Annotated in this window: 25 protein-coding genes; 1 reads left to right on the top strand and 24 read right to left on the bottom strand. The window is 34.4% G+C overall.

The window, feature by feature from the left end:
- Positions 1–67 precede the first annotated feature (67 nt).
- The 17 genes from PHE88_02290 to PHE88_02370 form a co-directional block, all read right to left on the bottom strand.
- Positions 68–1,579, bottom strand: coding sequence for a FecR family protein (locus tag PHE88_02290; protein ID MDD5686646.1), 1,512 nt, complete (start codon positions 1,577–1,579; stop codon positions 68–70).
- Positions 1,580–1,841: 262 nt separating this feature from the next.
- Entirely contained in the window at positions 1,842–3,950 is a 2,109-nt protein-coding gene (gene glyS / locus PHE88_02295) for a glycine--tRNA ligase subunit beta (protein ID MDD5686647.1), read from the bottom strand.
- A complete protein-coding gene (locus PHE88_02300) occupies positions 3,947–4,375 on the bottom strand; it encodes a transposase (protein ID MDD5686648.1) in 429 nt (142 codons plus the stop codon). Before PHE88_02300 ends, glyS begins: the two co-directional genes overlap by 4 nt.
- Positions 4,372–5,214 carry a glycine--tRNA ligase subunit alpha gene (locus PHE88_02305; protein ID MDD5686649.1) on the bottom strand — a complete coding sequence of 281 codons (843 nt, stop codon included), beginning with the start codon at positions 5,212–5,214 and terminating at the stop codon, positions 4,372–4,374. Before PHE88_02305 ends, PHE88_02300 begins: the two co-directional genes overlap by 4 nt.
- A 20-nt stretch (positions 5,215–5,234) precedes the next feature.
- Positions 5,235–5,597 (bottom strand): four helix bundle protein, encoded by a 363-nt coding sequence (locus PHE88_02310; GenBank protein MDD5686650.1) that lies wholly within the window; start codon positions 5,595–5,597, stop codon positions 5,235–5,237.
- 58 nt (positions 5,598–5,655) lie between these two features.
- Positions 5,656–6,183, bottom strand: a complete 528-nt coding sequence (recO, locus tag PHE88_02315) for a DNA repair protein RecO (GenBank protein ID MDD5686651.1) — start codon at positions 6,181–6,183, stop codon at positions 5,656–5,658.
- Between the two features lie 102 nt (positions 6,184–6,285).
- On the bottom strand, positions 6,286–7,326 hold the full coding sequence (locus PHE88_02320; GenBank protein ID MDD5686652.1) for a hemolysin family protein: 1,041 nt from the start codon (positions 7,324–7,326) through the stop codon (positions 6,286–6,288).
- Complete coding sequence (gene ybeY / locus PHE88_02325; GenBank protein MDD5686653.1) at positions 7,314–7,721, bottom strand: rRNA maturation RNase YbeY; 408 nt, start codon at positions 7,719–7,721, stop codon at positions 7,314–7,316. Before ybeY ends, PHE88_02320 begins: the two co-directional genes overlap by 13 nt.
- Positions 7,722–7,797: 76 nt before the next feature.
- On the bottom strand, positions 7,798–9,267 hold the full coding sequence (locus PHE88_02330) for an HDIG domain-containing protein (GenBank protein MDD5686654.1): 1,470 nt from the start codon (positions 9,265–9,267) through the stop codon (positions 7,798–7,800).
- Positions 9,268–9,280: 13 nt separating this feature from the next.
- The gene (locus PHE88_02335) at positions 9,281–10,186 is read right to left on the bottom strand and encodes a PhoH family protein (GenBank protein MDD5686655.1); all 906 of its coding nucleotides are present in this window, start codon (positions 10,184–10,186) and stop codon (positions 9,281–9,283) included.
- A 190-nt stretch (positions 10,187–10,376) separates the two neighbouring features.
- A complete protein-coding gene (locus tag PHE88_02340; protein ID MDD5686656.1) occupies positions 10,377–10,757 on the bottom strand; it encodes a LysM peptidoglycan-binding domain-containing protein in 381 nt (126 codons plus the stop codon).
- Positions 10,754–12,520: an aspartate--tRNA ligase gene (gene aspS / locus PHE88_02345; GenBank protein MDD5686657.1), complete on the bottom strand. Its 1,767-nt coding sequence runs from the start codon at positions 12,518–12,520 to the stop codon at positions 10,754–10,756. The genes PHE88_02340 and aspS overlap by 4 nt, the downstream gene beginning before the upstream one ends.
- Before the next feature lie 124 nt (positions 12,521–12,644).
- Complete coding sequence (locus PHE88_02350; protein MDD5686658.1) at positions 12,645–14,357, bottom strand: PorV/PorQ family protein; 1,713 nt, start codon at positions 14,355–14,357, stop codon at positions 12,645–12,647.
- An 11-nt stretch (positions 14,358–14,368) separates the two neighbouring features.
- Complete coding sequence (locus tag PHE88_02355) at positions 14,369–17,044, bottom strand: T9SS type A sorting domain-containing protein (protein MDD5686659.1); 2,676 nt, start codon at positions 17,042–17,044, stop codon at positions 14,369–14,371.
- 3 nt (positions 17,045–17,047) lie between these two features.
- Positions 17,048–17,758 (bottom strand): hypothetical protein, encoded by a 711-nt coding sequence (locus tag PHE88_02360; GenBank protein ID MDD5686660.1) that lies wholly within the window; start codon positions 17,756–17,758, stop codon positions 17,048–17,050.
- A 200-nt stretch (positions 17,759–17,958) separates the two neighbouring features.
- A complete protein-coding gene (locus tag PHE88_02365) occupies positions 17,959–18,213 on the bottom strand; it encodes a hypothetical protein (protein MDD5686661.1) in 255 nt (84 codons plus the stop codon).
- A 5-nt stretch (positions 18,214–18,218) separates the two neighbouring features.
- Positions 18,219–18,401 (bottom strand): hypothetical protein, encoded by a 183-nt coding sequence (locus PHE88_02370; protein MDD5686662.1) that lies wholly within the window; start codon positions 18,399–18,401, stop codon positions 18,219–18,221.
- A 345-nt stretch (positions 18,402–18,746) separates the two neighbouring features.
- On the opposite strand from PHE88_02370, the gene PHE88_02375 reads away from it, so the two are divergent.
- Positions 18,747–19,085 carry a helix-turn-helix transcriptional regulator gene (locus PHE88_02375; GenBank protein ID MDD5686663.1) on the top strand — a complete coding sequence of 113 codons (339 nt, stop codon included), beginning with the start codon at positions 18,747–18,749 and terminating at the stop codon, positions 19,083–19,085.
- Between the two features lie 12 nt (positions 19,086–19,097).
- On the opposite strand, the gene PHE88_02380 is transcribed toward PHE88_02375, so the two are convergent.
- The 7 genes from PHE88_02380 to PHE88_02410 form a co-directional block, all read right to left on the bottom strand.
- On the bottom strand, positions 19,098–19,268 hold the full coding sequence (locus PHE88_02380; protein ID MDD5686664.1) for a hypothetical protein: 171 nt from the start codon (positions 19,266–19,268) through the stop codon (positions 19,098–19,100).
- A gap of 97 nt (positions 19,269–19,365) precedes the next feature.
- Positions 19,366–19,728 (bottom strand): metallopeptidase family protein, encoded by a 363-nt coding sequence (locus tag PHE88_02385; protein MDD5686665.1) that lies wholly within the window; start codon positions 19,726–19,728, stop codon positions 19,366–19,368.
- A gap of 254 nt (positions 19,729–19,982) precedes the next feature.
- Positions 19,983–21,350, bottom strand: a complete 1,368-nt coding sequence (locus PHE88_02390) for a TldD/PmbA family protein (protein MDD5686666.1) — start codon at positions 21,348–21,350, stop codon at positions 19,983–19,985.
- Between the two features lie 171 nt (positions 21,351–21,521).
- Positions 21,522–23,051 (bottom strand): GAF domain-containing sensor histidine kinase, encoded by a 1,530-nt coding sequence (locus PHE88_02395; protein MDD5686667.1) that lies wholly within the window; start codon positions 23,049–23,051, stop codon positions 21,522–21,524.
- A 144-nt stretch (positions 23,052–23,195) separates the two neighbouring features.
- Positions 23,196–23,582, bottom strand: coding sequence for a hypothetical protein (locus PHE88_02400; GenBank protein MDD5686668.1), 387 nt, complete (start codon positions 23,580–23,582; stop codon positions 23,196–23,198).
- Positions 23,583–23,658: 76 nt separating this feature from the next.
- Complete coding sequence (locus tag PHE88_02405) at positions 23,659–24,078, bottom strand: hypothetical protein (protein ID MDD5686669.1); 420 nt, start codon at positions 24,076–24,078, stop codon at positions 23,659–23,661.
- Positions 24,079–24,178: 100 nt separating this feature from the next.
- Positions 24,179–25,285, bottom strand: coding sequence for a FecR domain-containing protein (locus PHE88_02410; protein ID MDD5686670.1), 1,107 nt, complete (start codon positions 25,283–25,285; stop codon positions 24,179–24,181).
- Positions 25,286–25,391: the final 106 nt, after the last annotated feature.

A 25,391-nucleotide genomic window follows, 5' to 3' on the forward strand; every position in this document is an offset into this window, starting at 1 on the left:
AAAACCTCCAAAAGTTTGTTCTAACTTTCTTATGAACCATAGAACTTGAGAACATATGAACGCCTTTCTATTCTATTTTTGGTGACTGACTTAAAGAACTTGGTAATGATAATATACCGGAATCAGACAAAAGTTTTGATGAGAATATTAAATCGATTTTCTGGTCATATTTTGCAGAAAAGAGCGACGATGTATAAACATTTTCAAAATTAAGTGTTAAAATTTTTTCTTTTATTTTATCGGCTGAAATATTGGCTGTATCTACTATGTCTGTAAATGTCTGAACCTTTCCATTATCATCTATAATGTAGTTATGCTTCTCAATCCAAGTACCATCACCATATACATCCCTATATGCAAAATGAAATGCCGTATTACCATCGGGCATCATCTTAAACGTTGAAACAGCAGGGTCGGTATGACTCTCATATGCAGTGCCAGGCAAAAACGTGAATTCGTCTGCTTGAGATTTATTGTCTCCATTATCCACAAATTGCCACATTAGCTTACCTTTCCCTGAATTCTCCGTAGAATCGGCATTGCCTATATAAAATTTATAATTCGGAAGAAACAGGTTCCATTCAGTCGCTGATAGCGAATCATCCGGAATCATTTTACCACCCGATGCTTCTTCCAATATTTTATCATATGTATTTGACATTACAGAATCAAGATTTGTAATATACCATTCCGGTGCAGTTGAACCCTCGCTATGGAACATATTCTTTGTTACATCATTTAAATTTGCCGGTAACTCCTTATTAAAGGTAAAAAGAATTTTACCAAAATCAAAACGATTTTCTCTCTCGTTTAGAACAACATACTTGAACTGATTCTTATTTTCTGCCGGGCGATAAACATATTCCTCAAGACGAACCCGGTTACCGGAAACATCAACTAACGCCTTGCCATTTTGATATTCCGCTAATTTTATTTCTTCGGCGGCTCGCCCCATAACCGATTCACGGGATATTTCCATAAATATTTCCCGCTGTGCTTCCGATTTTATATCATCTTTCTGCTCTTCCGATTTCTCACCTGTTTTCCCGTTATCCATTTTTTCAGGCTCTTTTGGTGCTTCACCTTTTTGTATCGTTGTAAATTCACCGGGGTTTACAAAAACCTCACTGCCGGTTGTTTCTTCTTTTACAGCAACAACACCCTCATAGACTTCAAGCCGTGTTTTCGAATCATCCGCAACGTCAACAGCAAAATCAGTTCCTCTTACAGCGCAAATAGCAGTCGGTGTTTTTACTTCAAATTTCTGCCTTACTTGAAGTTTTTTAACCAGTGCCCGAATCTTACCGACTAACACGACAAACACTGACGTATTATCGGTGATTTCCAGAAGCTTTCCCTGTGTTTTTTCTGAAATAGAAACCTTATGACCATTAATTAAAACCACAGCTGATGATTTAGTCGATGTCTTTACTATATCATTGGGATTGAGTTGTTGCCCGGGAACTGCAGAAACACCGTTAATGGTTACACCGCCGTTTACAGTATTAATTTTAGCAGAAGCAAAACTTAAAGATGATAAAGAAAACACACACAGTGCACATAAAAATATTTTTTTCATAAAACACCTCCACAAACATAGTTAATAGTTGATAGTTCATAGTTATTTTAATTTTAACATTATGATGTCAGACAGGAATTTTTAAAGTAAAATAATCATAAAACATCTATAAAATATATAACACAATTGAAATATATTGTCAAGCAGTTTTTTATCGCGAGAACCATTAAAACAATATGTCCTTATATTTTATCGTCAATAAAATTTTTTTTGGATATTATTTTGTGATTTTTTACACAATAAGCGGTTTACACGCTTTTGGCTATTTTTTCAGTTCTTTTATTTCAGTTGGAACAAGTTTTGAAAAATCAGCAATCTGTATAAATTGATTATAAATAGCAGAAAGAAGCAATAACCGGTTATTTTTAACTTCTTCGTCTTTATCCATAATAAGAATCTTTTCAAAAAAACTATCCACCGGTTTTCTTAATGAAACTAGATATTGAAGTACGGTTTTATAATCATTTATTCCAATTGCTTTATCAATTTCCGATTTAATATCTAAAAATACTTTATAAAGTGTTTTTTCTTCATTTTCTTTTAGCAACTCTTCTCTGACCTCTGATTTTTCATATCCTTTTTCTGATATTCTCGCTTGTTTCAGTATATTCCCTATCCGCTTAAATGAAGTGGCAATGGGTTCAAAATCAGGGAGAGTCCTTATTGAATGAACAGCAACAACACGGTTATATGAATCGTAAATATCATCAAATTTAACTGATAAAACAGCATCTATTTCATCATTTTTAATATCTTTATTAGAAAAATATGTTGAAAGTCTTTGTTTTAAAAAATCCTTAACTTGTAATATAATTTTTTCATTATTTTCAAACTTCAAAGGTTTATCATCTATTAACATATTTTCAATTGCCTGACTGGTTATTTCACTTAATGAAAAAGATAACTCTTTTTCAATTGCAATTCTTATAATGCCGACTGCTGTCCGCCTTAAACCATGCGGGTCAGCAGAACCTGTAGGAATTATTCCTATTGCAATATTACTTACAAGAGTGTCAATTTTATCAGCGACAGAAACAATTGATGCCTCACTCGAAACAGGTATTTTCCCGTCATATAGTATCGGCCACCAGTGTTGTTCAATTCCTTCAGCAACAAGTTCATCTTCCTTGTCCTGAATTGCACAAATTGACCCAAAAATACCCTGAAGTTCCGGAAATTCCGATACTGTTTCTGTAGCTAAATCTGCCTTGCATAAAAGGCAAAGGCGTTCAAGTGTTGATGTGTTAACATGTTGATGTGTTGAGGTGTTATTATTTAACCACATTGATAATTTTTTAATGCGCTGGGTTTTATCGTAAATTGTGCCTAATTTTTCCTGAAAAATAATTCCTTTTAACTTTTCAACTTTTTCTTCTAATTTTGTCTTTGTATCATTTTTGAAATAGAACTCAGCATCTTCAAGACGGGCAGTGACCACCTTTTCATAACCCTCACGAATTGTTTCAACGTTTGTTGAAATACCGTCTTTAACTCCTATAAAAAATGAAATAATGTTTTTTGTTTTGTTATTATCAACAACAACAAAATTCTTTTGTCTTTTTAAGGTATTAGCTATTATTTCTTTTGGCAATTTTAAAAACTGCTCATCGAATTTACAAAGAATAGCAGATGGGAATTCAATGAGATTGTTAACTGTTCCTAAAATTTCATTACTTTCCAAAATTTCACCTTTGTTTTTTACTTGCGAAAATACCGCTTTTTTAAGCATCTCTAACCGCAAATTCTGTTCTACTATAACGCTTTTGTTCCTTAAAATATCAACATACTTTTTAGGTTCAGTGATTTTTACTTTTTTATAGTAACGGATATATGTAATATTAGATGATTTTACATCTGCTATCTGGAATTTTATTACCTTTTTTCCATAAAGAGCCAAAACCCATCTAACAGGACGAACAAACCTGAACCCGGATGATTCCCACTTCATTGTTTTAGGAAAAGTTAAAGAAGAAATTATTTTTTTTAAAATTGCAGGAAGGACTTCCTCGGTTTTTAACGCTAACTCATTTTTTATTGCACAAACCTTACCATTTTTCACTACCAGATTTGATACTTCAACACCGTATTTTTTCGCAAATCCTATTGCTGCAGGAGTAGGTTTACCTTCAGAAAATGCTGCGCTTTCAGAAGGTCCGGAAATTTCAGTTTTCAATATCTTCTGCTGTTCTGAAATATCTTCAACATATAAAACCAAACGACGCAACGTTGCACAGACATTTATTTCCCTGAACTCCAACCGTGCAGTTTTTAATTCCTGTTCTGAAACTGCTTTTATCTGTTCAATAGCAGCCGGTAAATACCCTGCCGGTATTTCTTCACAACCAATTTCCAATAGAATATCCCTGCTCATTTATCTAACTCTTCCCAGTTTGGTTTTTCGACATCAGTATTATTATCAATATACTTGCGGATTTCATCCAATACTTTTTCATTACGAATAATGTGTTCATAATAGTTCAATTGCCAGAACCTTTTTCCGACAAAATTATTTTTCTTTATCTCTAATGTTGTCTTTGATTTGAAATCCTGAATGTAGCGGCAAAGCGATAGCTTTGCTTCTTCTAAAACTAAAATAAAATGTAAATGATTAGGTGTTATTTTAAAATAATCTAATTTTACATTTTCATGATTTTCTAAATTTTTCAGGTGTTTCTCAATTATCTCTCTATATTCAGAGCAGAGCTTCGCTCTGCAGCTACAACATATAGTGACAAAATAATATCCATTTATTGAATAATCATAATCTTTTAACCTGATGTGTTTCCTAAATATCACTTTTGGTTTTCCAGATACTTTTTTGCAACCCCTACTGCTAAATTTCTTACTCTTGTAATATAGGAAACTCTCTGACTTACTGAAATTGCACGACGGGCATCCAGCAAATTAAACGTATGGGATGTCTTCAAAACAAAATCATATGCAGGAAGAACCAGTCCCCTGTCAAGCAAATGTCTGCATTCCTTCTCATATTTATCAAAAAGTTCTCTTAAAAGTTCCACATCAGCTTCTTCAAAATTATATTTTGAAAATTGTTTTTCATCTTCAAGATGAATTTCACCATATTTTAATTCATCATTCCATAAAATATCATAAACCGACTTTTTTTTCTGAATATACATAGACAGCCGTTCAAGCCCGTATGTAATTTCTACGGTAATAGGATTTAATTCTATCCCTGCCATTTGCTGAAAATATGTAAACTGAGTTATTTCCATCCCGTCACACCATACTTCCCAGCCAAGACCGGAAGCACCGAGCGTTGGACTTTCCCAGTCGTCTTCAACAAATCTAATATCATGTTTTTCAGGATTTAGTTCTATCGCCTTTAAAGAAGAAAGGTATAATCTTTGTATATTTTTAGGAGCAGGTTTAATAACAACTTGATACTGGTAATACCGTTGAAGACGATTAGGATTTTCGCCATATCTCCCGTCAGCAGGTCTTCGGCATGGCTCCACATATGCAGCTGCCCATGGTTTCTCTCCAAGACATCTTAAAAAAGTAGCAGGATTGAATGTACCGGCACCTTTTTCCATGTCATAGGGTTGAGTTATTATGCAGCCTTGCTTTGACCAAAATTTTTCCAACCGGAAAATAATTTCCTGAAAGTTCATAAAAATAGTGCGATAGTCCTTTAGTGCGATGGTGCGATGGAGCGAATCATTCCACTAACTAACTTTCCAACAATATCTATTTGCTTAATTATTGAATCGACCTCAATCTGAATAACCATATTTAAATCCAAAGTAGCATAAAAATGACTTTTTAATTCTGCCAGTGAACTTCTTGATATCGTATAAAATTGTTTTCTATCTTTATATCCATAACGGGCAAAACCTTCAGCAATATTTGCCATTACCGATATAGATGCTCTCCGGATTTGCCTTACCAAATCCTTGTCTCTACCAATAAATTTATTTGCATTTTCATAAATAATTTTATTTAATTTTCTATCTTCTTGCCAAGCAATCAAATCCTCAAACTTTTTTATTCTCATTCTCTATCTATCCCGCTATCGCACTATCCCACCATCCCACTATCCCACCACCATCCTGCTATCTCGCTGTTTTTAACGGATATGCCAAATGTTCCTGCAAAATGTTTTCTAAAGGTACGTCCTCTTTTATTCCAAAACCCGTAAGATGCAAAAGCTTTTCGACAAAATCATCTTTCTTATTTGAGGTATCTTTATTATTAAAAGCACTCTTACTGATTATAGAAAGACTTTCTTTTAATAAAAGAAACTTTTCGGTATTAGGTTGTCTAGCCGGCGTTAATGCATCCATAACCTCACAAATGTATGACGCTTCGTAAAATTTTTTTATATTATATCTTATTAAAGAATTAGAATCTACAATAACACCACCGACAATTTTACCAAAATCAGCAGTTTCTCTTAAAAAAACACGAAATTCACAAACCACAAAAAGCTCAGTCAGGGAAGTAAGTTTTGCTTTTGACTTTCTTACACTTTTTGCAACTACTTTTATTTTACCGAAATCACTCGTGTATAGCGTCAAAACACGGTCGTAATCTCTAAAATCATTCTTTTTTATTACAATTCCTACAGTATTATGAATCATAAAATCACCAAGTTAGGCACACCAAGGATCTACGACAACTACAAACCTATAATTAAATTGTAGTTTCACGCCCTCGGCGTGATAACATTCAAATTCCTATACTTACCTCATTTTACTCATTTCTTCTCTTCTAAACAACTCAGTTATATCAAACTCATCTAAAATTTCGCCAAAAACCTCTTCAACAATATCTTCAATGGTAATTAAGCCTACAATTTTACTCTGGCTATTTTTTACTATTGCAAGATGTGACTCGCCTTTTTTGAACTGTCTCATAAGTTCATTAACTTTTCTTTCTTCTTCAATAAACATAATAGGTCTCAGCAAATCATCAATTGTAAACACCGTACCGCTTCGCCACATATCCATAAGATCCCACGCATAAATTACACCTATTATATTATCGGCGTTTCCCTGATAAATTGGAACACGTGAATGACCGCTTTCGACAACTAAATCAATAAATGTTTCCTTGTCCAAGTCTATATTTACAATAGTCATCTTTTCACGCGGGGTCATTATTGATTTAGCAGTAATCTGAGAAAAATTCAAAACGGAATGCATCATCTGTTTGGTTTCAATCCCGAAAACACCCATTTCATGACCGACACTTATAGTTGTTTTAATATCATCGTAAGTTAAAATAGGAATTTCTTTTTTACCGGATTTACCTGTTACCAAACTTGCGAACCACATAAATAGTTTAGATACCGGGGAAATAAACTTATCAAAGCGATATAGCGAATTTATAAAGAAAAGTGTGATTTTTTCCGAGTTGCGCACTCCTAAAACTTTTGGGACTATCTCACCAAGAACTAAAAAAACCGCCCAAACGATAATTGCAGTCACTGCAACCAGAAATGCTTCACTTATATGATATTTTCTGCTTATCGCTGTTGCAAGTGATGTGGCAACTGCAGTCCCTATAATTGTTACCGCGTCATTTCCTAAAAGAAGGGTAGTTAGATATTTATTCGGATTTTCAAGCCATACCTTAAAACCATTTGCTTTTTTTGGATATTCCACAAGATATTTTTTTATTTTTACTCTTGATAGTGTTACGAGAGCTGCTTCTAACATAGAAAAAAAAGCAGCTATCAAAAAAAGTACAACCATTAATAATATTTCAGCTAACGCAAACATTTAAGAATATTCTCCTGTTTTTTCCACATACGTTTTTTTGTTTTTTCAGAATAATCGGTAAAATCCAGAGAATGCAAAATACCATGGATAATTAACCGCATAATTTCAGTAGAAAATCTCTCTTTGTAAAATATTGAATTACTCTTTGCTGTTTCAACAGATATAAAAACATCTGCGGTCTTTTGAGAGTACTTGAACGACAAAACATCTGTCGGGTAATCTGTTTTATGATATTTTTTATTAAGTTCCCTTATATTTTTATCATCCAGAAAAATTATATTATATACGGCATTTCCTGATAATTGTAACTTTTTTATAATCTGTGGTAAACTATCACTAATCTTCCGGATATCCAATTTAATTTTATTTTGCCTATCAAAAACTTTTATCGACATTTATTTCTCAGCACCCCAAGAATTCACACTGGTATTTTCTGCGTTAATCAGCGTTAATATCCGCGTTTATCCGCTTCTACTTCTTCTCTACTTCTTCAGGATATTTTATTCTCGAGTGATAGATTCCCATAAGAACACTAACAAATTTTTCAGCAATTTTATGTAAATCAGCAAGTTTAAGTTCTGTTTCGTCAAACTGACCGTCTGTAAATTTATTGTTTATTATTTTATAAACCATTTCCTGCAAATGGGAAAAACTCGGTTCTTCTAATGTACGAGATGCTGCTTCAACGGAATCCGCAAGCATTATTATTGCCGACTCTTTTGTTCTTGGACGGGGTCCGGAATATCTATACACTGATTTTTCGGCGTCTGCTGTCCCATTTTGAAGCGCTTTCATGTAGAAATAATAAACTAAAGAGGTCCCGTGGTGCTGCTGAATAATATCAACGACAACTTTATCAATACCATATTCATTTGCTAACCTGACACCTTCTTTTACATGTGATATAACTATAAAAGATGACATCCGTGATTGTAAATCCTCATGTTTTGATATAACAGCTGACTGGTTTTCTATAAAATACTCCGGAGTTGCAATCTTCCCGATATCGTGGTAATAGGCACCTACCCTGCAAAGAAGCGGATTAGCATCAACGACAGCAGCTGCAGTTTCTGCAAGTGATGCTACCATAAGTGAATGATGATAACTTCCCGGCGCCTCAAGCATTAACCGCTTCAGAAGCGGTTGATTAAAATCTCCGAGTTCAAGAAGCCGTATTGAGGTCGTCTTATAAAAAAATCTCTCCAGATAAGGTAAAAAAGCCGATACAATCATAACAGAAAAAACACCGTTACCGGCTCCCCATAATATAGATGATAAGAATATATTTGCCTTCCATCCCTCAAGCAGACCTATGGAAACAATAACAATTACATTTGTAAAAATTATATAATATCCGACCTTTACAAGGTCTTGCCTGTTTTTAACCTTAATCGCAGAAAATATCCCGACAATACTTCCAAAAAAAGAGACAGAAAATGCTGAAATTGAAAAATAAAATAAAATTGCCAGGAAAATACTTACCACGAGACCGACAACACTGGCAACCGAAGGTGAGATAAGAAGTGTTATTAAAACTGATGCAGCCGCAGTAGGTATAAACCACACCGGAACATCATATGTTTTTAAAGCTCCTGAAAGGAAAATCATGAAAATTGCAACAATACCTGTTAACATTACCGCTTCATCATCAAAAATAAAATCAAAAGTAATATTCTTTAAGTAAATAATGGCAAGTACCATGACTACAGCGAGAAAAATAGTAATCCCGAAAATATTGGACAAAGATAATTTAAGTTCAAAGGAAACTGTTAAAATTAAACTAATGTAAATGAAAATAGCTATTACAAAGGTAGGTATATGAACGTTTTTATTAAGGACTTCCGGTGTAAATTTTACCCTGGTAGAAGTAGTTGTTTTTTCAGTCCACTGCAAAATCCTTTTAACCGGTTTTTTAATGGTTTTTTTAATTAAATTAATCATAATGAACTAAACTCTATTTTTTATTCCACTTTTCAAATGCCCTTACGATTTTCTTTACAATACCATGCCTAAGAACGTCTTCTTCAGTAAAATTTACAAATTTTATCTGGTCAATAGAAGACAATATTTCGGAAATCAATACTAACCCTGACAACCTTTTATTTTCAAAATCAATTTGTGTTACATCTCCCGTAATTACCGCTTTTGAACCGCTTCCCAAACGTGTTAAAAACATCTTCATCTGTTCAAGCGACGTATTTTGTGCCTCATCTAAAATTATAAACGCATCTTCCAGTGTCCGTCCTCGCATGTAAGCAAGCGGGACAATATCTATAACACCCTCACTTTTATATCTTGTAAAATGGTGAGGTCCTAAAATAGTGTAAAATGCATCAAAAAGCGGGGTAAGATACGGATTAACTTTTTCGTAAAAATCACCCGGTAAAAAACCTAATTTTTCACCTGCTTCAACAATCGGTCTTGAAAGTACTATCCTGGAAATTTTATTTTCTTTAAATAATCTTATTGCCTCGGCAACAGCAAGGAATGTTTTGCCGGTACCGGCAGGACCTATCGCAAAAACCATATCATATTTACCCATTGCTTTAATATATTTTTCCTGATTACTTGTCCTGGGTCTTATAGGTTTTCCCCTGTCAGTAACCACAATTGTATCCGAAGGAGACGCAATAATTGATTGCATATCCGTAACTCCGTTCTTAAGTTTACAAATAATATTATTCACTGCATTTTCAGTATTTTCAACATTTTTCCTGCGACCTTTTATTGTAATTTCATCCCCCCGTGCAAATATCTCTACTTTAAATCTTTTCTCTAAAAGTTTAAGATTAGAATCGTACTCGCCAAAAACAGAAACTGCATCTTTTGAATCAGCGATACATATTTTTTTAGTAAACATATTTTTTATTGTTAAAATAAGAGACTTTATCGCAGATTACACAGATTTTTAAAAGAGATTCCGCAGATAAAAAACTGTGTTTTTATTCAACTTTATTCAATGTGGTGAACTTATCGAACCATAATCTGCGTAATCTGCTGTTTATTCTGCGTAATCAGTGTCTGTTGAGACTTTTCCAACAGATACCATATTAGGGTATTATAAGTTCCTGCTTTGGATATATTTTTCCGGGGTCTTGTATTTTATCTTTATTTGCTTCATAAATAATCTTCCATTTTCTGCCGTCTCCATAAAACTTTTCAGCTATTTTCCAAAGACAATCCCCGTTCTCCTGCCAAACCCAAACACGGTATGTTTTAGGTTCCTGCTGAGTTATAACCGTCGTGGAACTCCCGGCGACATCTGCCCCGTCTTCTGCAAACACCTCGCCAAAAAATGCTGATACATATTCATTCCACCAATGGACACCGACGGGAGACATTTTGCCTGTTTCATGGTAAGACATACGTAGGCGGGTAAAAAAAAGAGTAATCAGGAAAATGAAAATAATAAATATTTTTCTTATGTTCATTTAGACACTTTTATATTATCTATTTTTATTTTTAATTCTTTTAATTGTTTTTCTGATACTTCTGACGGTGCGTTACTCAAAAGACAACTGCCTGACTGCGTTTTCGGGAATGCAATAACATCTCTTATGGATTCGGAATTTGTGAGCATTGCCAAAATCCTGTCAACTCCCAAAGCAAGCCCACCGTGCGGGGGAGCGCCGTATTCCAATGCTTCAAGTAAAAACCCGAATTTTTTCTGTGCATCTTCTTTTGTAATTTTTAATATTTCAAAAATCTTTTCTTGTACACTTTCCTTATGAATTCTTATTGAACCGCCGCCAAGTTCAACACCGTTTAAGACAATGTCATAAGCACGTGACTTTAAAGCAGGAAGTTGGGAGTCGGAAGTAGGAAGTTGTAAAATATCATCAACAGGAGAAGTAAACGGGTGATGGACTGCGTTCCATTTTTTATCTTCTTCGCTATACTCAAAAAGCGGGAAATCTACAACCCATAAAAAATTGAACTTATCTTGCGGGATAATCTTCAATTCTTCCGCCATATGTATACGCAAATTACCCAGTATATTACATACCAGCTTCTCTTTTCCCGCTGCAAAAAAGACTATATCGCCGGGTTTTGGGGCAAAACAAGTTCTTATGTTCTCAAGTTCTGATGTTCCGAAAAATTTTACTATATTTGATTCAAAACCGTTTGCAGTCATCTTCATCCATGCAAGCCCTCTGGCACCATATTTTTTTGCAAATTCAATAGTATTATCAATTTGCTGCCTGGAAAAACTTTCACCGGCAGGAACACAAATCCCCCTTACAACCCCGCCGTCTTTTATTACTTCACTAAAAACCTTAAATTTTGTTTCTTTAAGGATTTCCGTTAAATCGGATATTTCCAGCCCGAATCTCGTGTCCGGACGGTCAACCCCGTATTTTAACATTGCGATTTCATAAGGTATTCTGACAATAGGAATTTTAACATCTATACCCGCTTTTTTGAATACCTCGCAAATAAGTTTCTCTGTTACATCAATAATGTCATTTTCATCTATAAAAGACATTTCTATGTCAATTTGCGAGAATTCCGGCTGGCGGTCTGCCCGCAAATCCTCATCCCTGAAACATTTAGCAATTTGAAAATACCTGTCAAAACCCGAAACCATCAAAATTTGCTTGAAAAGCTGGGGTGATTGCGGAAGTGCAAAAAACTTACCGGGTTCATACCTGGACGGGACAAGAAAATCGCGTGCTCCCTCCGGAGTAGATTTAGTAAGCAACGGTGTTTCTATTTCAACAAAATTATTTTCACTTAAATAATTTCTTACTGCAAGATTTATTTCATGCCTTAAAAGAAGATTTTTTTTCATCCTTTCACGGCGTAAATCAATATACCTGTATTTAAGACGGATTTCTTCGGACGGAAGGTTTTCAGAGTCAATTTCAAACGGAGGCGTCTTAGATGTATTAAGTACTTCCAATTTTTCAGTAACAACTTCTATTTCACCTGTCGGGAGAGCCGGATTAACTGTTCCTTCAGGTCTCTTCCTGACTGTTCCGGTAACGGTCAGGACATATTCGGGTTTTAATCCCTTTGCCTGTTCCAATATTTCACCACTATCAAAAACAATTTGTGTAAGCCCGTACCTGTCCCGTAAATCAACAAAAATAATACCGCCATGGTCACGGCGTGAATGTACCCACCCGCAAAGTACTATTTTTTTCGATATCTCGGAACTTCGCAGCTGCCCGCAATTATGTGTTCTAATCATTTATTGAATATATTATAAAAAAAAGACCGGAAAGTCAATAAAAATTGATTGGAAAATTGATTGGAAGGATTATATTGTTATGTTGTTTTCTCAGAAAACGGTCGTTTTTTGAAAACTTATAAATTTATTTTTCACTGAACTGAGAAGCCATTTTTATTGCCATATTTGTTATTGCAATAGATAAATCTCTGGGACTCCCACATTCTGCTTTGTCGGCATAAATAATTTTTCCTGTTTCCACATCTGTCATACTAATATTCACATAATAAACACCGATTAACTTGGATAAAGTTCCCGTCACTACTTTTTGAACATTTAAGATTTTTCCTATTTGAACTGCACATTCGGAAGTTGTGCAACCAGTTTGTTGGAATGCTGCTTCGGCGAGTATCTTTTCCATATTTCCCCTGTCCACAACATTAAAAACTTCAGTTTTCACTAAATCCGTCCGTAAAAAATCTGAAACGATATCAGCATCAGCGGAGGACATATTTTTCCCTTCAAAACTTGTAATTGCAAGATTGGTTTTTTCTTTTGGCGGCTTAATTTGATATTGTATTGGTTCGCTTTGTGATACTGGTTGTGTTGGACTTGTTTCAAGCGATTGTGAAGGAGAAACACCAGTCGTACCTCCTTTTGGATGTTTCCTATTCCATTCTTGCAAAAGTTCAGCAAATAGAGTCGCAGATTCACGCCCTTTGATTAATTGCTGTTCCTCTTTTTGTTGTTTTTGTTGTTCATCTTTATATTCCCCTTTTGTTCCATTTATTCTTTCTTCTGTCTGAACATAATCCGATTCCCTTTTTGTTTCATTTATTCTTTTTTCTGCCTGAGCATAATCCGGCTCCCCTTTGTCTATTTTTGACCAATAAGATATTGCACGGTTATACATACCTTTATCATAATATTTTTCGGCTATATCATATAATTCCACAGAACCAAATTTCATAGAAAATGAAACTTTATGAGTTGTCTCTCCAAGCATTGGCACATAACTATAATCAAGTTGTCCTTTTAGCATATTTAATCCAAGTCCAAAAGTAATACTATCAGAAATTTTATACCCAACCCGTAATGCTAAAAGTTGAGAGAACCAATATTCAGAACCTAAATTGAATTTTACATCCTCACTTTTATTTTTTACAGTATCAAATGCTAAAAGCAACGAATGTCTTTTCAAATCAACTACTTTATAGGCAATACCAGAGCGTATGGTCATAGGTAGTGATTCACTCACTTTGTTATATTTTAATTCACCGACTAAATTCAAAAAAGATACTCCTATTGAAAGTCTGTCATCCACAGGTCTAAATATTACACCCAAATCCCCAGTAATAGTTGAGGCAGAATATTTCTCACCAAGTTCACTACTGATAAATTTTCCATTGAAACCAAAGAAAAATTCTTCGCTTAAATTAGAACCTGCCCCCAGTATAAAAGTGGAATCGCTTTCTGCCTTAACTTTTTCGGATGTGCCATCAAGATGATTTATTTCAATATTCCCACCATCATATCTGAGATAACTAAATCCAAGCGTGCAGTTTTGTAGCGGTAAAACAGCACCTAAAAAACCATAATAAGTATCAATTATACTTTTATTATACATAGTTGCAATTTCAGGACTGGTAATATAATTCAAACCGGCAGGATTGACAAAAATAAGATTAGTATCATCGGCGACAGCAGAAAAAGCAGATCCCATTCCAGACATTCTTGCCCCGATATCTTCTTTAAGAAATGCAGCGGTATTAGTTCCCACACCTGCATAGAGAGGATGGAATATAAAAGTGAAATACACTACTGTCATTGCGAGGGCTTTAGCCCGTGGCAATCTCATAATTATAATCCTTATTTAATCACCAATATTTTTTTTCTATCTTTGAAACTTCCCGCTTGAATATAAACGATATACAACCCGCTTGCAACAACTTCATTATCAATATTTAAGCCGTTCCATTCTGCTATGTAAAATCCTGCTGATTTTCTTTCATCAACAATTTTTTTTATTTCTGCGCCAGTTACATCGCAAATAGTTATTTTTACATTTGATTCCTCTTGTAAATTATATGTTATCAATGCTTTTTCGTTTTTGTTTGGGTCAAAAAGATTGTTATAAAGTTTGAACTGTTGAGAAATCTCAACAACAGGGACATCAGGTGCATCTATTGCTGTTGTTGGTATTCCTGTTGCAGAACTGTTCCAAACATCATATGCTTCAAAATAATATGTATAGTCGGTTCCAGTAGAGAGAGTTGTTGAATAGGTATAGAGTTTGCCATCGGTATATGTCGTATCGCCGGTGTCAACCTCTGACATCGCAAATGGACTACTACTTATATTTATTCCACTTTTTTTAATATGAATCTTTGGATAACCACTTTTAGGGACATCATTATCTGCATCTGTGTAATTTACACGATAAATAAATGTTGTTGAAATATTACCTACTTCGGGGTGGAGCCCATCTGAAATATAATTTCCTTCCCCAATCCATGACAAAGTTGGAGCAGTATTAGCAGGTATCACAGGTACTGAGACATCAGGTGCATCAACCGTAGTTATTGGTGTCCCGGTTGCAGAAGCACTCCATACATCATACCCTTCAAAATAGTAAGTATAATCTGTCCCAGCTGCCAATGTCATTGATGAAAAATAAAGTTTGCCATCTGTATATGTGGTATCAGCAGGGTCAAGTGCTGTCATAGTGAATGGGCTACCAGTTATATTTGTTCCGCCTTTCTTAACATACAATTTTGGATAACCACTTGCAGGTGCATCATTATCAGCATCGGTATATTTTATACGATAAGTATATGTTGTTGTTGAATATCCTGTTTCAGGGTCAAGACCATCAGAAGTATAATTTGTCTCACCTATCCATGATAATGTTGGTGCACTATTAGCAGGAATACTAGGTACTGAAACATCAGGTGCATCAATTGAATTTGTCGGTGATCCAATGGCAGAAGCACCCCAAACATCATATGCCTCAAAATAATAAGTATAATCCGTTCCAGCTGCCAATGTCATTGATGAAAAATAAACTTTGCCATCAGTATATGTCGTATCTGTTAAGTCAACACCTATCATCACAAACGGACTGCCCGTAATATTCGTTCCACCCTTTTTGACATATAATTTTGGATACCCACTTGCAGGAGCATTATTATCTAAATCTGTATATTTTATTCTATAAGTAAAGGTCGTTGTTGAAGTTCCCGTTCCTAGGTCAAGCCCATCAGTAGTATAATTTGTTTCACCCGTCCAAGATAATATGGAATTCGTTATATCAGGTGCATTTATTGATAATGTTGGAGTTCCAGTGGCAGGTGCGTTATTAACATCATATGCTTCAAAATAATAGGTAAAATCTATGCCAGTGGAAAGCGTTATTGAATAAGAGAAAATAACACCTACATCCCAGTAACTCCCTGAAACATAATTCATTGTAAATGGACTACCATTTATTTCTACCCCGTTTTTTTTAATATGTACCTTAGGATAATTAGATTTTGGGGCTTCTGTATCTGCATCTGCATATTTTACTCTATAAGTAAATGTCATCGTTGAAGTCCCAATTTCTGGATTAAGACCATCATTATTATAATTCGTTTCAGCCGTCCAAAAAAGTGTAGGGTACTGTGTTACAATTGGTGCAGCAATTAAGTTTGTAGGTATTCCCGTCGCAGAGGCATTCCATCCATCGTAAGATTCAAAGTTATATGTATAATTATTTCCGATAGAAAGCGTTTTTGAATAAGTATAAAGTTTGCCATCGGTATACGTCGTGTCTGCAGGGTCAACTGCAGTCATTGGAAAAGGGCTTCCAGATATTTCAGTCCCACCTTTTTTAATGTGAACTTTAGGAAACCCACTTCTTGGTGCATCATTATCTGCATCTGAATATTTTACACGATAAACAAATGTTGTTGAAGTATTACCCATCTCAGGGTCAAGTCCATCAGAAGTATAACTTGTCTCGTCTGTCCAAGATAATACAGGATTATTAAGATTATTTCCAGCAACAAGATCGACATCATCAATATATGCACCTTCATAAGCAACACTGCTATTACTATAAAATCTAAATCTAATCTTAAAAGAATTTGTAGAAATATTTACAGACACCTGTTGCCAAGATTGATGACTTCCTTCTTGTGTCCATACTGTTGTTGTGCCGACGGAAGTAACATATTGAACTGTAACAAAATCGAAACCTGGTTCAGTAACTTGCCAAACACTAAATGTCATAGATGAAGCTGAATAACCAGTTAAATTCACTGCTTTTTCTATATAGACATCAACATTGTTACCATATGTTGAATTTGGTGTACATTTCGCACTATAAGAAGCACTATTGTAATTTGCTGATGATTTTGTCCAATAATTACTTGCCGTACCCGAAAGCGTCCATCCAGTTGGGAAATTTGACATATCATCGCTGAAAATTGTAATAGCAGATACAATTTTAAGAAAAGAAATAACTATAAGAGAAATTATAAATATTTTTCTAATTATTTTCATTTTCTAATAAAGGCGTTCTTTAAATATTTTTTCTACCTCTTTTTTATATTTGTCATATTCATCAATGTTTTTAATTTTATTAGCAGATGGATTTCTTCCGCTCGGATGGAATAAAGGGAAAAATATAACTTTTTTATTAAATATTTTAATTTTATAATCGTTCTTTTTTTCTTTGATCATCCTATTTATAACGTCGGTTATATTTTTTGCTTTTTCTTGTTCTTGTGTCTTGATAATTTCATTGTAAACATACAGTCCTGATTTACCAAAAGCAATCACATATTTCAATTCTTTTTCAGCAAAATATTCGATTTCTTTATTCAAATGTTTTTTTGCGCAGTATCCATCTAATTTTGCCCTTGGACACTTAACAAAATGAGTCCAATAAATAAGTCCTACTTCTAAACCGTTAAAAAATCTTTTATTTAGAAGTTTATTAATCCTCCATGGTGATGAATTTTTCTTTTCCCATCTCCTAATACAACAATTGCTCTTTATTTTTTCCTCACATTTTTCATAATCATTTCTTTCTTTTCTATTACAATATTTTTCCCACTCTTTATAGCATTTGTTCAAATCTTCCAACATAAAATGAGCATTTGGTTGTTCAGTAATAATCATAATTTTTGCTTTTTTAGTAGCATTAGTAAAAAGCAACACTGGTTTACAACAACAGTCATTACAAACACTAATCAATTTTTTAATTTCTTGCATAAAATCGAAATCGGGGAAATCGGGGGACAATACCTATTTCCCTTTCTTCTTGCAACCCACCTTTTTCTTTTTAAAGTTTTATCTTAAAAATAGATCCAGTACATTAAACAATAACTCTTGTTATCATGCCACAAACACATTTAGTAATTTCTCTTTTCTCTATCGGGATAATCAGTATTGTATCCCCTGATTTATAATTTTTATATGCTTCCCAGACTCCACTTTATTTCTCGCCCATTACAAATTGCTTCACCACACCACATTTTTTGACTATTATTATATTTTGCTTTATTAATGATTTTTACTTTAGAAAAACGGTTTTTTAAAACAATTCTTGCTTTTCTTTTTATACTATCTGAACAATAATATGGAAGATGATCTTTGTTAACACTTACTTCTTCTCTCGTTTTCATTTTTATATTACCAATACTAAAAATTACACCATTGTTTTTCATGTCATTTACCTCCCGCTAGTTTCAAAATCATCTTTTGATTTAAAATATTTACTTTCACATTTGTGATTCATATCCGCCGTAACTTTTTCTCCTTTCATTTCCGGATGTTCACAAACTTCATCTGCTCTATTGAAAAAACGACAGTCAGCACAAAGTTGGTTTGGTCGTGCTTGTTTTATAAAACCCATATATCATCCGTTTTTCTAAAAACAAAAAAGCAGACGTAGTTTTAATACGCTCCACTTGTATGACAAACTTATTTACTGTGGTCAAAACAACAGCGAGATATTTCGCTATGCTCAATATGACTGCAATGTAACGGGATTGCTTCGGTAAACCTGCAATAACAAAATTGAATATATCGATAATTCCTCCCACAACTTCCCGTACTAAGACTTTTATAAAATCAAAAAACCAGCTTTCTTTCATTATTATAATTATAAAGCATATTATCCTGTTTGTCAAGTCTTATTTTTGACTTATAGATTGTTCATTTTTGGCAAGGATTTATGTATTATCTCTCAGGGGTTTTTATGGAAAACATACATAAATTTGTTGGGAAAAGAATAAGGGAAGAACGACTAAAACGAGAATTAACTCAGCAGGAAGTCGCTGATTTATCAGGTATTACTAATAATTTCCTTTCTTATATTGAAAGTGGTAAGAAACAGGCAAGTTTAGATACTATTCACAAAATAGCGGATGCTTTACATATTTCACTTTCTGAACTTTTCTTAGAGATAGCTATTAGAAAAAACGATTATTCGCTTAATGAGCAAATACTACCTCTCCTAAAAGACAAACCTAAAAAAGACAGAGAATTCATTTTGGATTTGGTAAGGTTGGTTTCAAAAAAGATGAAAAAGAAATGAACTTATGTCTCTTTATTTGTTCACTGCTGTTAAAACTTTAAGATTATACTTTCTTATTATTTCTTCCGCTTTGCTCTGTGTCTCATACATTCTTTCTTTTGCAGATAATTCCTTTGTGCTTGAATAATGCCTTGCTCTAATTTTATGTATTTCTTCCATCACTTTTGGTTCTTTATTTTTCATGGATGTCCCCTGATTTTTGACAACTGATATACAAGCAGAGCTAACGCTTTCGCCTCAGGCGAACCTACTCGGCTGCAGCTACAAAGGATATGGGGGATTAATATCCTTTTGTTCTTATTTCCGATTCATTGAATCCGAAGTAATGGGCAAGTTCATGAATTACTGTCTTGCTGATCTGTTTTTTCATTTCGGTTTCGTTATCAATATTTTTATCAAAACTTTCTTTATATATTTCTATGCGGGTCGGTTCGTTTTGAATAGAAAATACACGGCCTTTTCCAAAGGGGAAACCGACAAAAATACCAAAAACATCCTTATTAGGGAATCGTTCTTTAACTGCTGCCGGTACCTGTTCACGCACCAGAACGTTTATTCCTTCTTTTTGGATAATTCGTTTAAATTTCTTGGGGATATTCTTTAGAGAATCCTCAACTATCATTTCAAATTGTTCAAGGGTCATAAGTAAAATATAAACATGACGATTTAAGAATTAAGAATAAAGATTCAAGATTTAAGATTGAGGAATAAGCAGAGTTGACAAGACTGTGTCGCAATACTATTTTTCGGTTTTGTCATTCCCGAATGCCTAAATCGGGAATCCAATCTCTGACGATAACACAACCTTATAGATTCCCGTTTTCACGGGAATGACAAATTTTTTAACAATTGTGAAACAAGCAGAGCTTTCGCTCTGCGGCTACAATTACTGCTTAACTACACACCGCCGATTGTGATTTTGGGGATTCTTAAGGTTGGTTGGCCGTCAAGAACGGGGACGCCCTGGCCGTCTTTACCGCAGGTGCCGGGTTGCCAGCCAATGTCAGTCCCTACCATGTCAATTGAATTTAATATTTCAGGACCGTTGCCGATAAGCGATGCGTTCCTCAGCATTTTACCGATTTTACCATCATTAAGTTCATACCCTTCTTCCACTTCAAATATAAAATCACCGTTCGCGGTATTTACCTGCCCGCCACCCATTTTCTTTACAAAAATACCTTTCTTTATACTTTTTATAATATCATCGGGGTTGTCTTTGCCGGGTGCTATGTAAGTATTAGACATTCTCGGTATCGGTTTATTATTGTACGATTCCCGCCTGCCGTTACCTGTTGATTTTGCATTGTCTTTTTTTGCAGTAAATAAATCATATAAATAATTTTTAAGAACCCCGTTTTCAACAAGTGTTGTTTTTTGTGCAGGCGTACCTTCATCGTCATATTGGTAAGTACCTCGCGCACCTTCTATTGTGGCGTTATCAAAAACTGTTATTTTTTCTGACGCGACTTTTTTACCAATTTTACCAAGATAAACCGGTGAAATCCCTTTTTGAACCAAATCCGCCTCAAGCGAATGTCCTATTGCCTCATGTATCATAGTACCGCCTGCAGAAGATGAAATAACAATCGGCATCTCGCCGGCAGGCGAAGGAGAAGCCATATTCAATAAATCAGCCGCTCTTTGATACGCAATTTCGGATACTTTCATAATATCTTCAAGTTTTATTTTTTGAAGCGTATTTGTTGCAATAACTTCGTGAGATGTCTGGGTTATTTTACCGTCTGAAACAATAATCGATATAATAAAAATGGCTGATTGTCTCTTGTTTAACGCTTTTATCTTATTAGAGTTTGCAACATAAAAATCTTTTCTACCTGCTGAAACACGAAATGAAATTTGTTTTACCTGTGATGTTTTCCGGTGAAGCAATTTGTCGGCATTTTCAACAATTTCCAGATAAGATTCCAAATCCTTTGTTAGTTTGGCAACTGACGGCGATTCTATTTTTATTGATTCCGTTTGTCTATTTAATACTCCACCGGTCCCGGCAAGTTTTTCAGAAAGAGAGATAATTGTAGCAATTGACGGATTGGATTGTGAAGCAAAATATGTTTCTTCTTTCTTAATAAGCCGTAACCCACAGCCGCTGACTGTTCCCGAAGACGCTGTTTCAACTTTACCGTCAATAAAGCTAAAACCGGCAGTATCGCTTTCTTCAAAATATATTTCAGCAAAATTCCCGCCGTTTGATAACATTTTGTTAATTATTAAATCAATATCTTCCTGATTGATAATATCCATATTTACAAAACTCCTTTTAAACTTAGCTTCTTATCTTTACAGAAGTCATTGCGAGGTGAAACCGAAGCAATCTTATTTTAGTGACGGGACTGCCGCGCCCTGCGGGCTCGCAGTGACAACAAAACCATGTCGGGTAATTATACAAATATCAATAAATAGATTATACTTGGTTCATGATTTTGGAAACGTTATTGTAAATTTAGAACCAATACCTAATTTTGAAATGACATTTATACTGCCGCCGTGAGACTCAATAATTCGCATGGCAAGAGCAAGTCCGAGACCGGCACCTTCAACTTGACCCGTGAACGATTCTTCTATCTGATAAAATTTCTCAAATATTTTCTCTTTTTCAGAAAGTGAAATTCCGACACCATTGTCTTCTATATTTATCATTACCATATTATCCTTTAACTCGCCGGAAATATTTATAATCTTTTCGGGACTCTTGTTAAACTTAACAGCGTTCTCTAAAATGCAGCCAATGGCTTCTTTCACTTTTTCTTTATCCACAATGATATTTCCGAGTTTTGTTAAATCCGCAACATTTACTGTTGCTTTCTTATCGCTAAATTTCATTTTCATTGATTCTACCGCTTCGGAAATTATTTTATCAACTACATTTTCTCTTTTTTCAAGCTTAAGAACCTCTGATTCAACCTCCGTAAACCTGAGCAAATCCTCAACCAAATCAGCTAACCTATCAGTCTGTTTTTTCATCGATTCAATCGCTTTTTTAAATGTAGAATTAGCATTTTCTGCCATCAAAATAGGAATATAACCGGTAATAGTTACAAGTGGTGTTTTTAGTTTATGCGAAACCAAGGATAGAAACGTCCTTTTTAAAAGCTCTTCTTTTTTTTCTTCTGTTATATCTCTAATTACAAAAATATATCCGGTTATTTCATTAATTTCATTGGTTATCTTGGTAACCATGCAGCTAAGAAACACTTGTTTTTCAGACTTTCTCGTAAGTTCAAAAACTTTTGCTTGCCCTTCATACTGAAGAAAACTTTCCGAGAAATTAAAACCGATATCATTCATTATTTTATAAAAAAAACTGCCGTTAATATCCTCAGAATTTATCAAGTTACAGGCATATTTATTTGACTGAATTATTATTCCGTCTTTATCAGTTACGAAAACAGCTTCTGTCATACCGTTAAATGCAGCAGATATTTTTTCTTTTTCCTGAATTAACCTGGTAAAAAGCCTTGCATTTTCCAATGCAATTGCAGACTGGTTGGCAAATGCTTCAAAAAAAGGCAGGTCATCTTCATTAAAAGATTTTTTATCTATTGAATTTATGCCTTCAATAACTCCAAGAACTTTCCCTTTATATCTCATTGGAGCACAAATTATTGATTTTGTCTTAAAACCGGAAGCATCATCGGACCGGCTGGTCCACCTTGAATCTTGAGCGACGTCTTCAATTACCAGAGACCTATTATAAGCTGCACACCATCCGGCAATCCCCTCACCTGATTTGAGACGCACCCTTTTTACTTCATCTGCTTTTTCACCTATGGCAACATCAAAATAAAGTTCACCGGTGTTTTCATCAATTAATAGAAGTGATGATGCATCTGCATTTACAACTTTACGGGCAAGTTCCATTATAATAGAAAGAAGCTTACTTATATCAAGCGTAGAAGTTAAAATATTATTGGCATCTAATAAAAGCTGGAATTTATCGTTCATTTTGGTTAGCTTGGTTAGCAGGCAGAAGAATTACAAAAAACTCTGCTAATAAGTATTATATAACTAAATTTAGTCACTGTCAAGAAAAAAAGCCCCGAAATGAAATTCGGAGCTTTTTATTCTGAAAAATTTGTCTTTGTCTTATTATTTTTTAGGTTGTTCAACTGGTTTAGCAACTATCGCCATAATAGATTTTGCAATCTTCTTGCCATCAACTATTTCATAGCGAACTGATACTTTCTCGCCTGCAGCTATTTCTGCCAATGTAATTTTCTTACCGGCTTTAGATATGGTTGCATTAGCATCAATAGCAAATGTCTCGTCGACATTTTTCTTATCTTTTTTTGATAATATTGATACAACAATCTGGTTATTAGCAGCATCTACGGATACCACCAAACCAGTTGCTTTCATCATTGCGACTTTCTTTGCCACCGGTGCCTTTGGTTTCGCGGGTGCTGTTGCAGGTGCTTCACAAAACGCTGATACTGACAATCCCAAAACAAACAAAACAGCTATAATTTTTTTCATTTTTTTCTCCCATTTTAGTCTTAATTCAGCCCATTCCTCTAAATATCTAATTTTTAAATTAAATGATTGAAATGAATTAAAGAAGAAGAGGAAACAAATGAGAATTGTTACTAAAAAAGGTACGGTACTGCTTATTTTCTATATAGTACATATTATCAAAAATATTAATATCTTTAACATCATTGCTTATTCCTATTGATATCAATTTTACAATTTTAGATTTTAAACTCCTATCCTTAATAAAGTAATCGGTATCAAAATATGCAACTAAATATAATATATCAGTATTTAAATTGGATAATGATTTTTGTGAAATGGAAGTAATATTATTATCCAAATCCTCAGAATAAATAATATAATGACAAAATACAGTAACAACAACTAATATGATTATTACAATTAGAAAATGTTTTTTCACAGGTATTATTATATAAATAAAATTTATAAATGTCAAGATAAAAAGCCCTGAACTTATTTCAGGGCTTTTTACTTTCATATCAGATAGCTTTAAATATTTTATTATTTAACTTGTTGTGGTGCAGGAACAGTAATATTATCAGACTTATCCGGTTGCTGAACTGCAGGTGCCGGTTGTACTATTGTTGGCTGTACCGTTTTGCTGGCTGTACCGTTGTTGGTTGTTCCTTTATTGGTTGTACTGTTCCCGGTTGTACCGTTATTGGTTGTACTGTTTCCGGTAGTACCCTTGTTGGTTGTACTGTTTCCGGTTGTACCGTTGTCGGCTGTACAGTTGCCGGTTGTACCGTTGTCGGCTGTATTGTTGCTGGTTGTACCGTTGTTGGTTGTATTGTTTGTTTATCAGTTTGGACTTGCTGTGAATCCACCGGTTCCGTTTTCTTCATCGGCAACTGCTGGGGTTGCTGCTGTTGTATATTATCAGGGACATTATTCCTTCTTAATCCCTGCCTTTTCATTTTCAACTGCTTCATTTGTTCAGAACGCCTTTCTTTCATCTTTTGAAATCTACCCATTGCAAGTTGTCTCATTTTTGTCCGTCTTTCAGGTGATTCTTTCTTCAGGCGTTCCCTAAGTATCTCCAACCTTCCCTTAAGCACCTTATTGCGTTCTTTATATCTCTCCATTACTTCTGTTAACTTATACGGTCGTGAGGGATTTTGATCTTTTAAAACAGTAGTTTGTTCATCCGGTTTTACGCTTACTTCTTCCTTAATTGAATCATTCCCGCTTTTTACTGCAACTTCACCTTCAAATACGCCAACATCTGTTTTATCTGCAGCAGCTTCCACTGCAAACTCTGTACCTCTTACAGCGACAACAGAAGTAAGAGAGTGAACTTCCATTTTAGTATTTTTTAGCTTAGCTATATTTGCTATGATTTTACCTAACCACAAAGATATTTTTGAATTGTGTTTTTCTTTACCAATCTCAAGCGCATCAACTGATGCCTCAGTATTTTCGCCTATATATATAAGTGAACCGTCATCCAACTCCAAATTACAGGATGAATTCTTTGCAGTTTTTATCCTGTCTTTTAACTGTACAGGCATTTCTTCAACTGCAGGTATGTATTCAGTTTCACCATTCTTAAGTATCTCCACTACACCCTTTACTTCTCCCACTTCTCCCGGATAATTCTGTTTATCTTCAGCATATGCATAAATTGAAGCCATAAAAACTATTCCTAAAATACAGCCAAACAAACGTTTTAAACTTTTTCCCATATTCACCTCCGAATACATTTTGCTTCTTTTACTCGTAATTATACTACTAAATTTGTTTTATTCTGTCAAGAAAAAAGGTGACTCGATGCCGAGCATTGGGATTTGT

Source organism: Elusimicrobiota bacterium, assembly GCA_028718185.1.
GTDB lineage: Bacteria > Elusimicrobiota > UBA8919 > UBA8919 > UBA8919 > JAQUMH01.

Coding starts and splice junctions, on each gene's coding strand:
- PHE88_02290 (MDD5686646.1), bottom strand. CDS start 1,579: ATGAAAAAAATATTTTTATGTGCACTGTGTGTGTTTTCTTTATCATCT.
- glyS (MDD5686647.1), bottom strand. CDS start 3,950: ATGAGCAGGGATATTCTATTGGAAATTGGTTGTGAAGAAATACCGGCA.
- PHE88_02305 (MDD5686649.1), bottom strand. CDS start 5,214: ATGAACTTTCAGGAAATTATTTTCCGGTTGGAAAAATTTTGGTCAAAG.
- PHE88_02310 (MDD5686650.1), bottom strand. CDS start 5,597: ATGAGAATAAAAAAGTTTGAGGATTTGATTGCTTGGCAAGAAGATAGA.
- recO (MDD5686651.1), bottom strand. CDS start 6,183: ATGATTCATAATACTGTAGGAATTGTAATAAAAAAGAATGATTTTAGA.
- PHE88_02320 (MDD5686652.1), bottom strand. CDS start 7,326: ATGTTTGCGTTAGCTGAAATATTATTAATGGTTGTACTTTTTTTGATA.
- ybeY (MDD5686653.1), bottom strand. CDS start 7,721: ATGTCGATAAAAGTTTTTGATAGGCAAAATAAAATTAAATTGGATATC.
- PHE88_02330 (MDD5686654.1), bottom strand. CDS start 9,267: ATGATTAATTTAATTAAAAAAACCATTAAAAAACCGGTTAAAAGGATT.
- PHE88_02335 (MDD5686655.1), bottom strand. CDS start 10,186: ATGTTTACTAAAAAAATATGTATCGCTGATTCAAAAGATGCAGTTTCT.
- PHE88_02340 (MDD5686656.1), bottom strand. CDS start 10,757: ATGAACATAAGAAAAATATTTATTATTTTCATTTTCCTGATTACTCTT.
- aspS (MDD5686657.1), bottom strand. CDS start 12,520: ATGATTAGAACACATAATTGCGGGCAGCTGCGAAGTTCCGAGATATCG.
- PHE88_02350 (MDD5686658.1), bottom strand. CDS start 14,357: ATGAGATTGCCACGGGCTAAAGCCCTCGCAATGACAGTAGTGTATTTC.
- PHE88_02355 (MDD5686659.1), bottom strand. CDS start 17,044: ATGAAAATAATTAGAAAAATATTTATAATTTCTCTTATAGTTATTTCT.
- PHE88_02360 (MDD5686660.1), bottom strand. CDS start 17,758: ATGCAAGAAATTAAAAAATTGATTAGTGTTTGTAATGACTGTTGTTGT.
- PHE88_02365 (MDD5686661.1), bottom strand. CDS start 18,213: ATGAAAAACAATGGTGTAATTTTTAGTATTGGTAATATAAAAATGAAA.
- PHE88_02370 (MDD5686662.1), bottom strand. CDS start 18,401: ATGGGTTTTATAAAACAAGCACGACCAAACCAACTTTGTGCTGACTGT.
- PHE88_02375 (MDD5686663.1), top strand. CDS start 18,747: ATGGAAAACATACATAAATTTGTTGGGAAAAGAATAAGGGAAGAACGA.
- PHE88_02380 (MDD5686664.1), bottom strand. CDS start 19,268: ATGAAAAATAAAGAACCAAAAGTGATGGAAGAAATACATAAAATTAGA.
- PHE88_02385 (MDD5686665.1), bottom strand. CDS start 19,728: ATGACCCTTGAACAATTTGAAATGATAGTTGAGGATTCTCTAAAGAAT.
- PHE88_02390 (MDD5686666.1), bottom strand. CDS start 21,350: ATGGATATTATCAATCAGGAAGATATTGATTTAATAATTAACAAAATG.
- PHE88_02395 (MDD5686667.1), bottom strand. CDS start 23,051: ATGAACGATAAATTCCAGCTTTTATTAGATGCCAATAATATTTTAACT.
- PHE88_02400 (MDD5686668.1), bottom strand. CDS start 23,582: ATGAAAAAAATTATAGCTGTTTTGTTTGTTTTGGGATTGTCAGTATCA.
- PHE88_02405 (MDD5686669.1), bottom strand. CDS start 24,078: ATGAAAGTAAAAAGCCCTGAAATAAGTTCAGGGCTTTTTATCTTGACA.
- PHE88_02410 (MDD5686670.1), bottom strand. CDS start 25,285: ATGGGAAAAAGTTTAAAACGTTTGTTTGGCTGTATTTTAGGAATAGTT.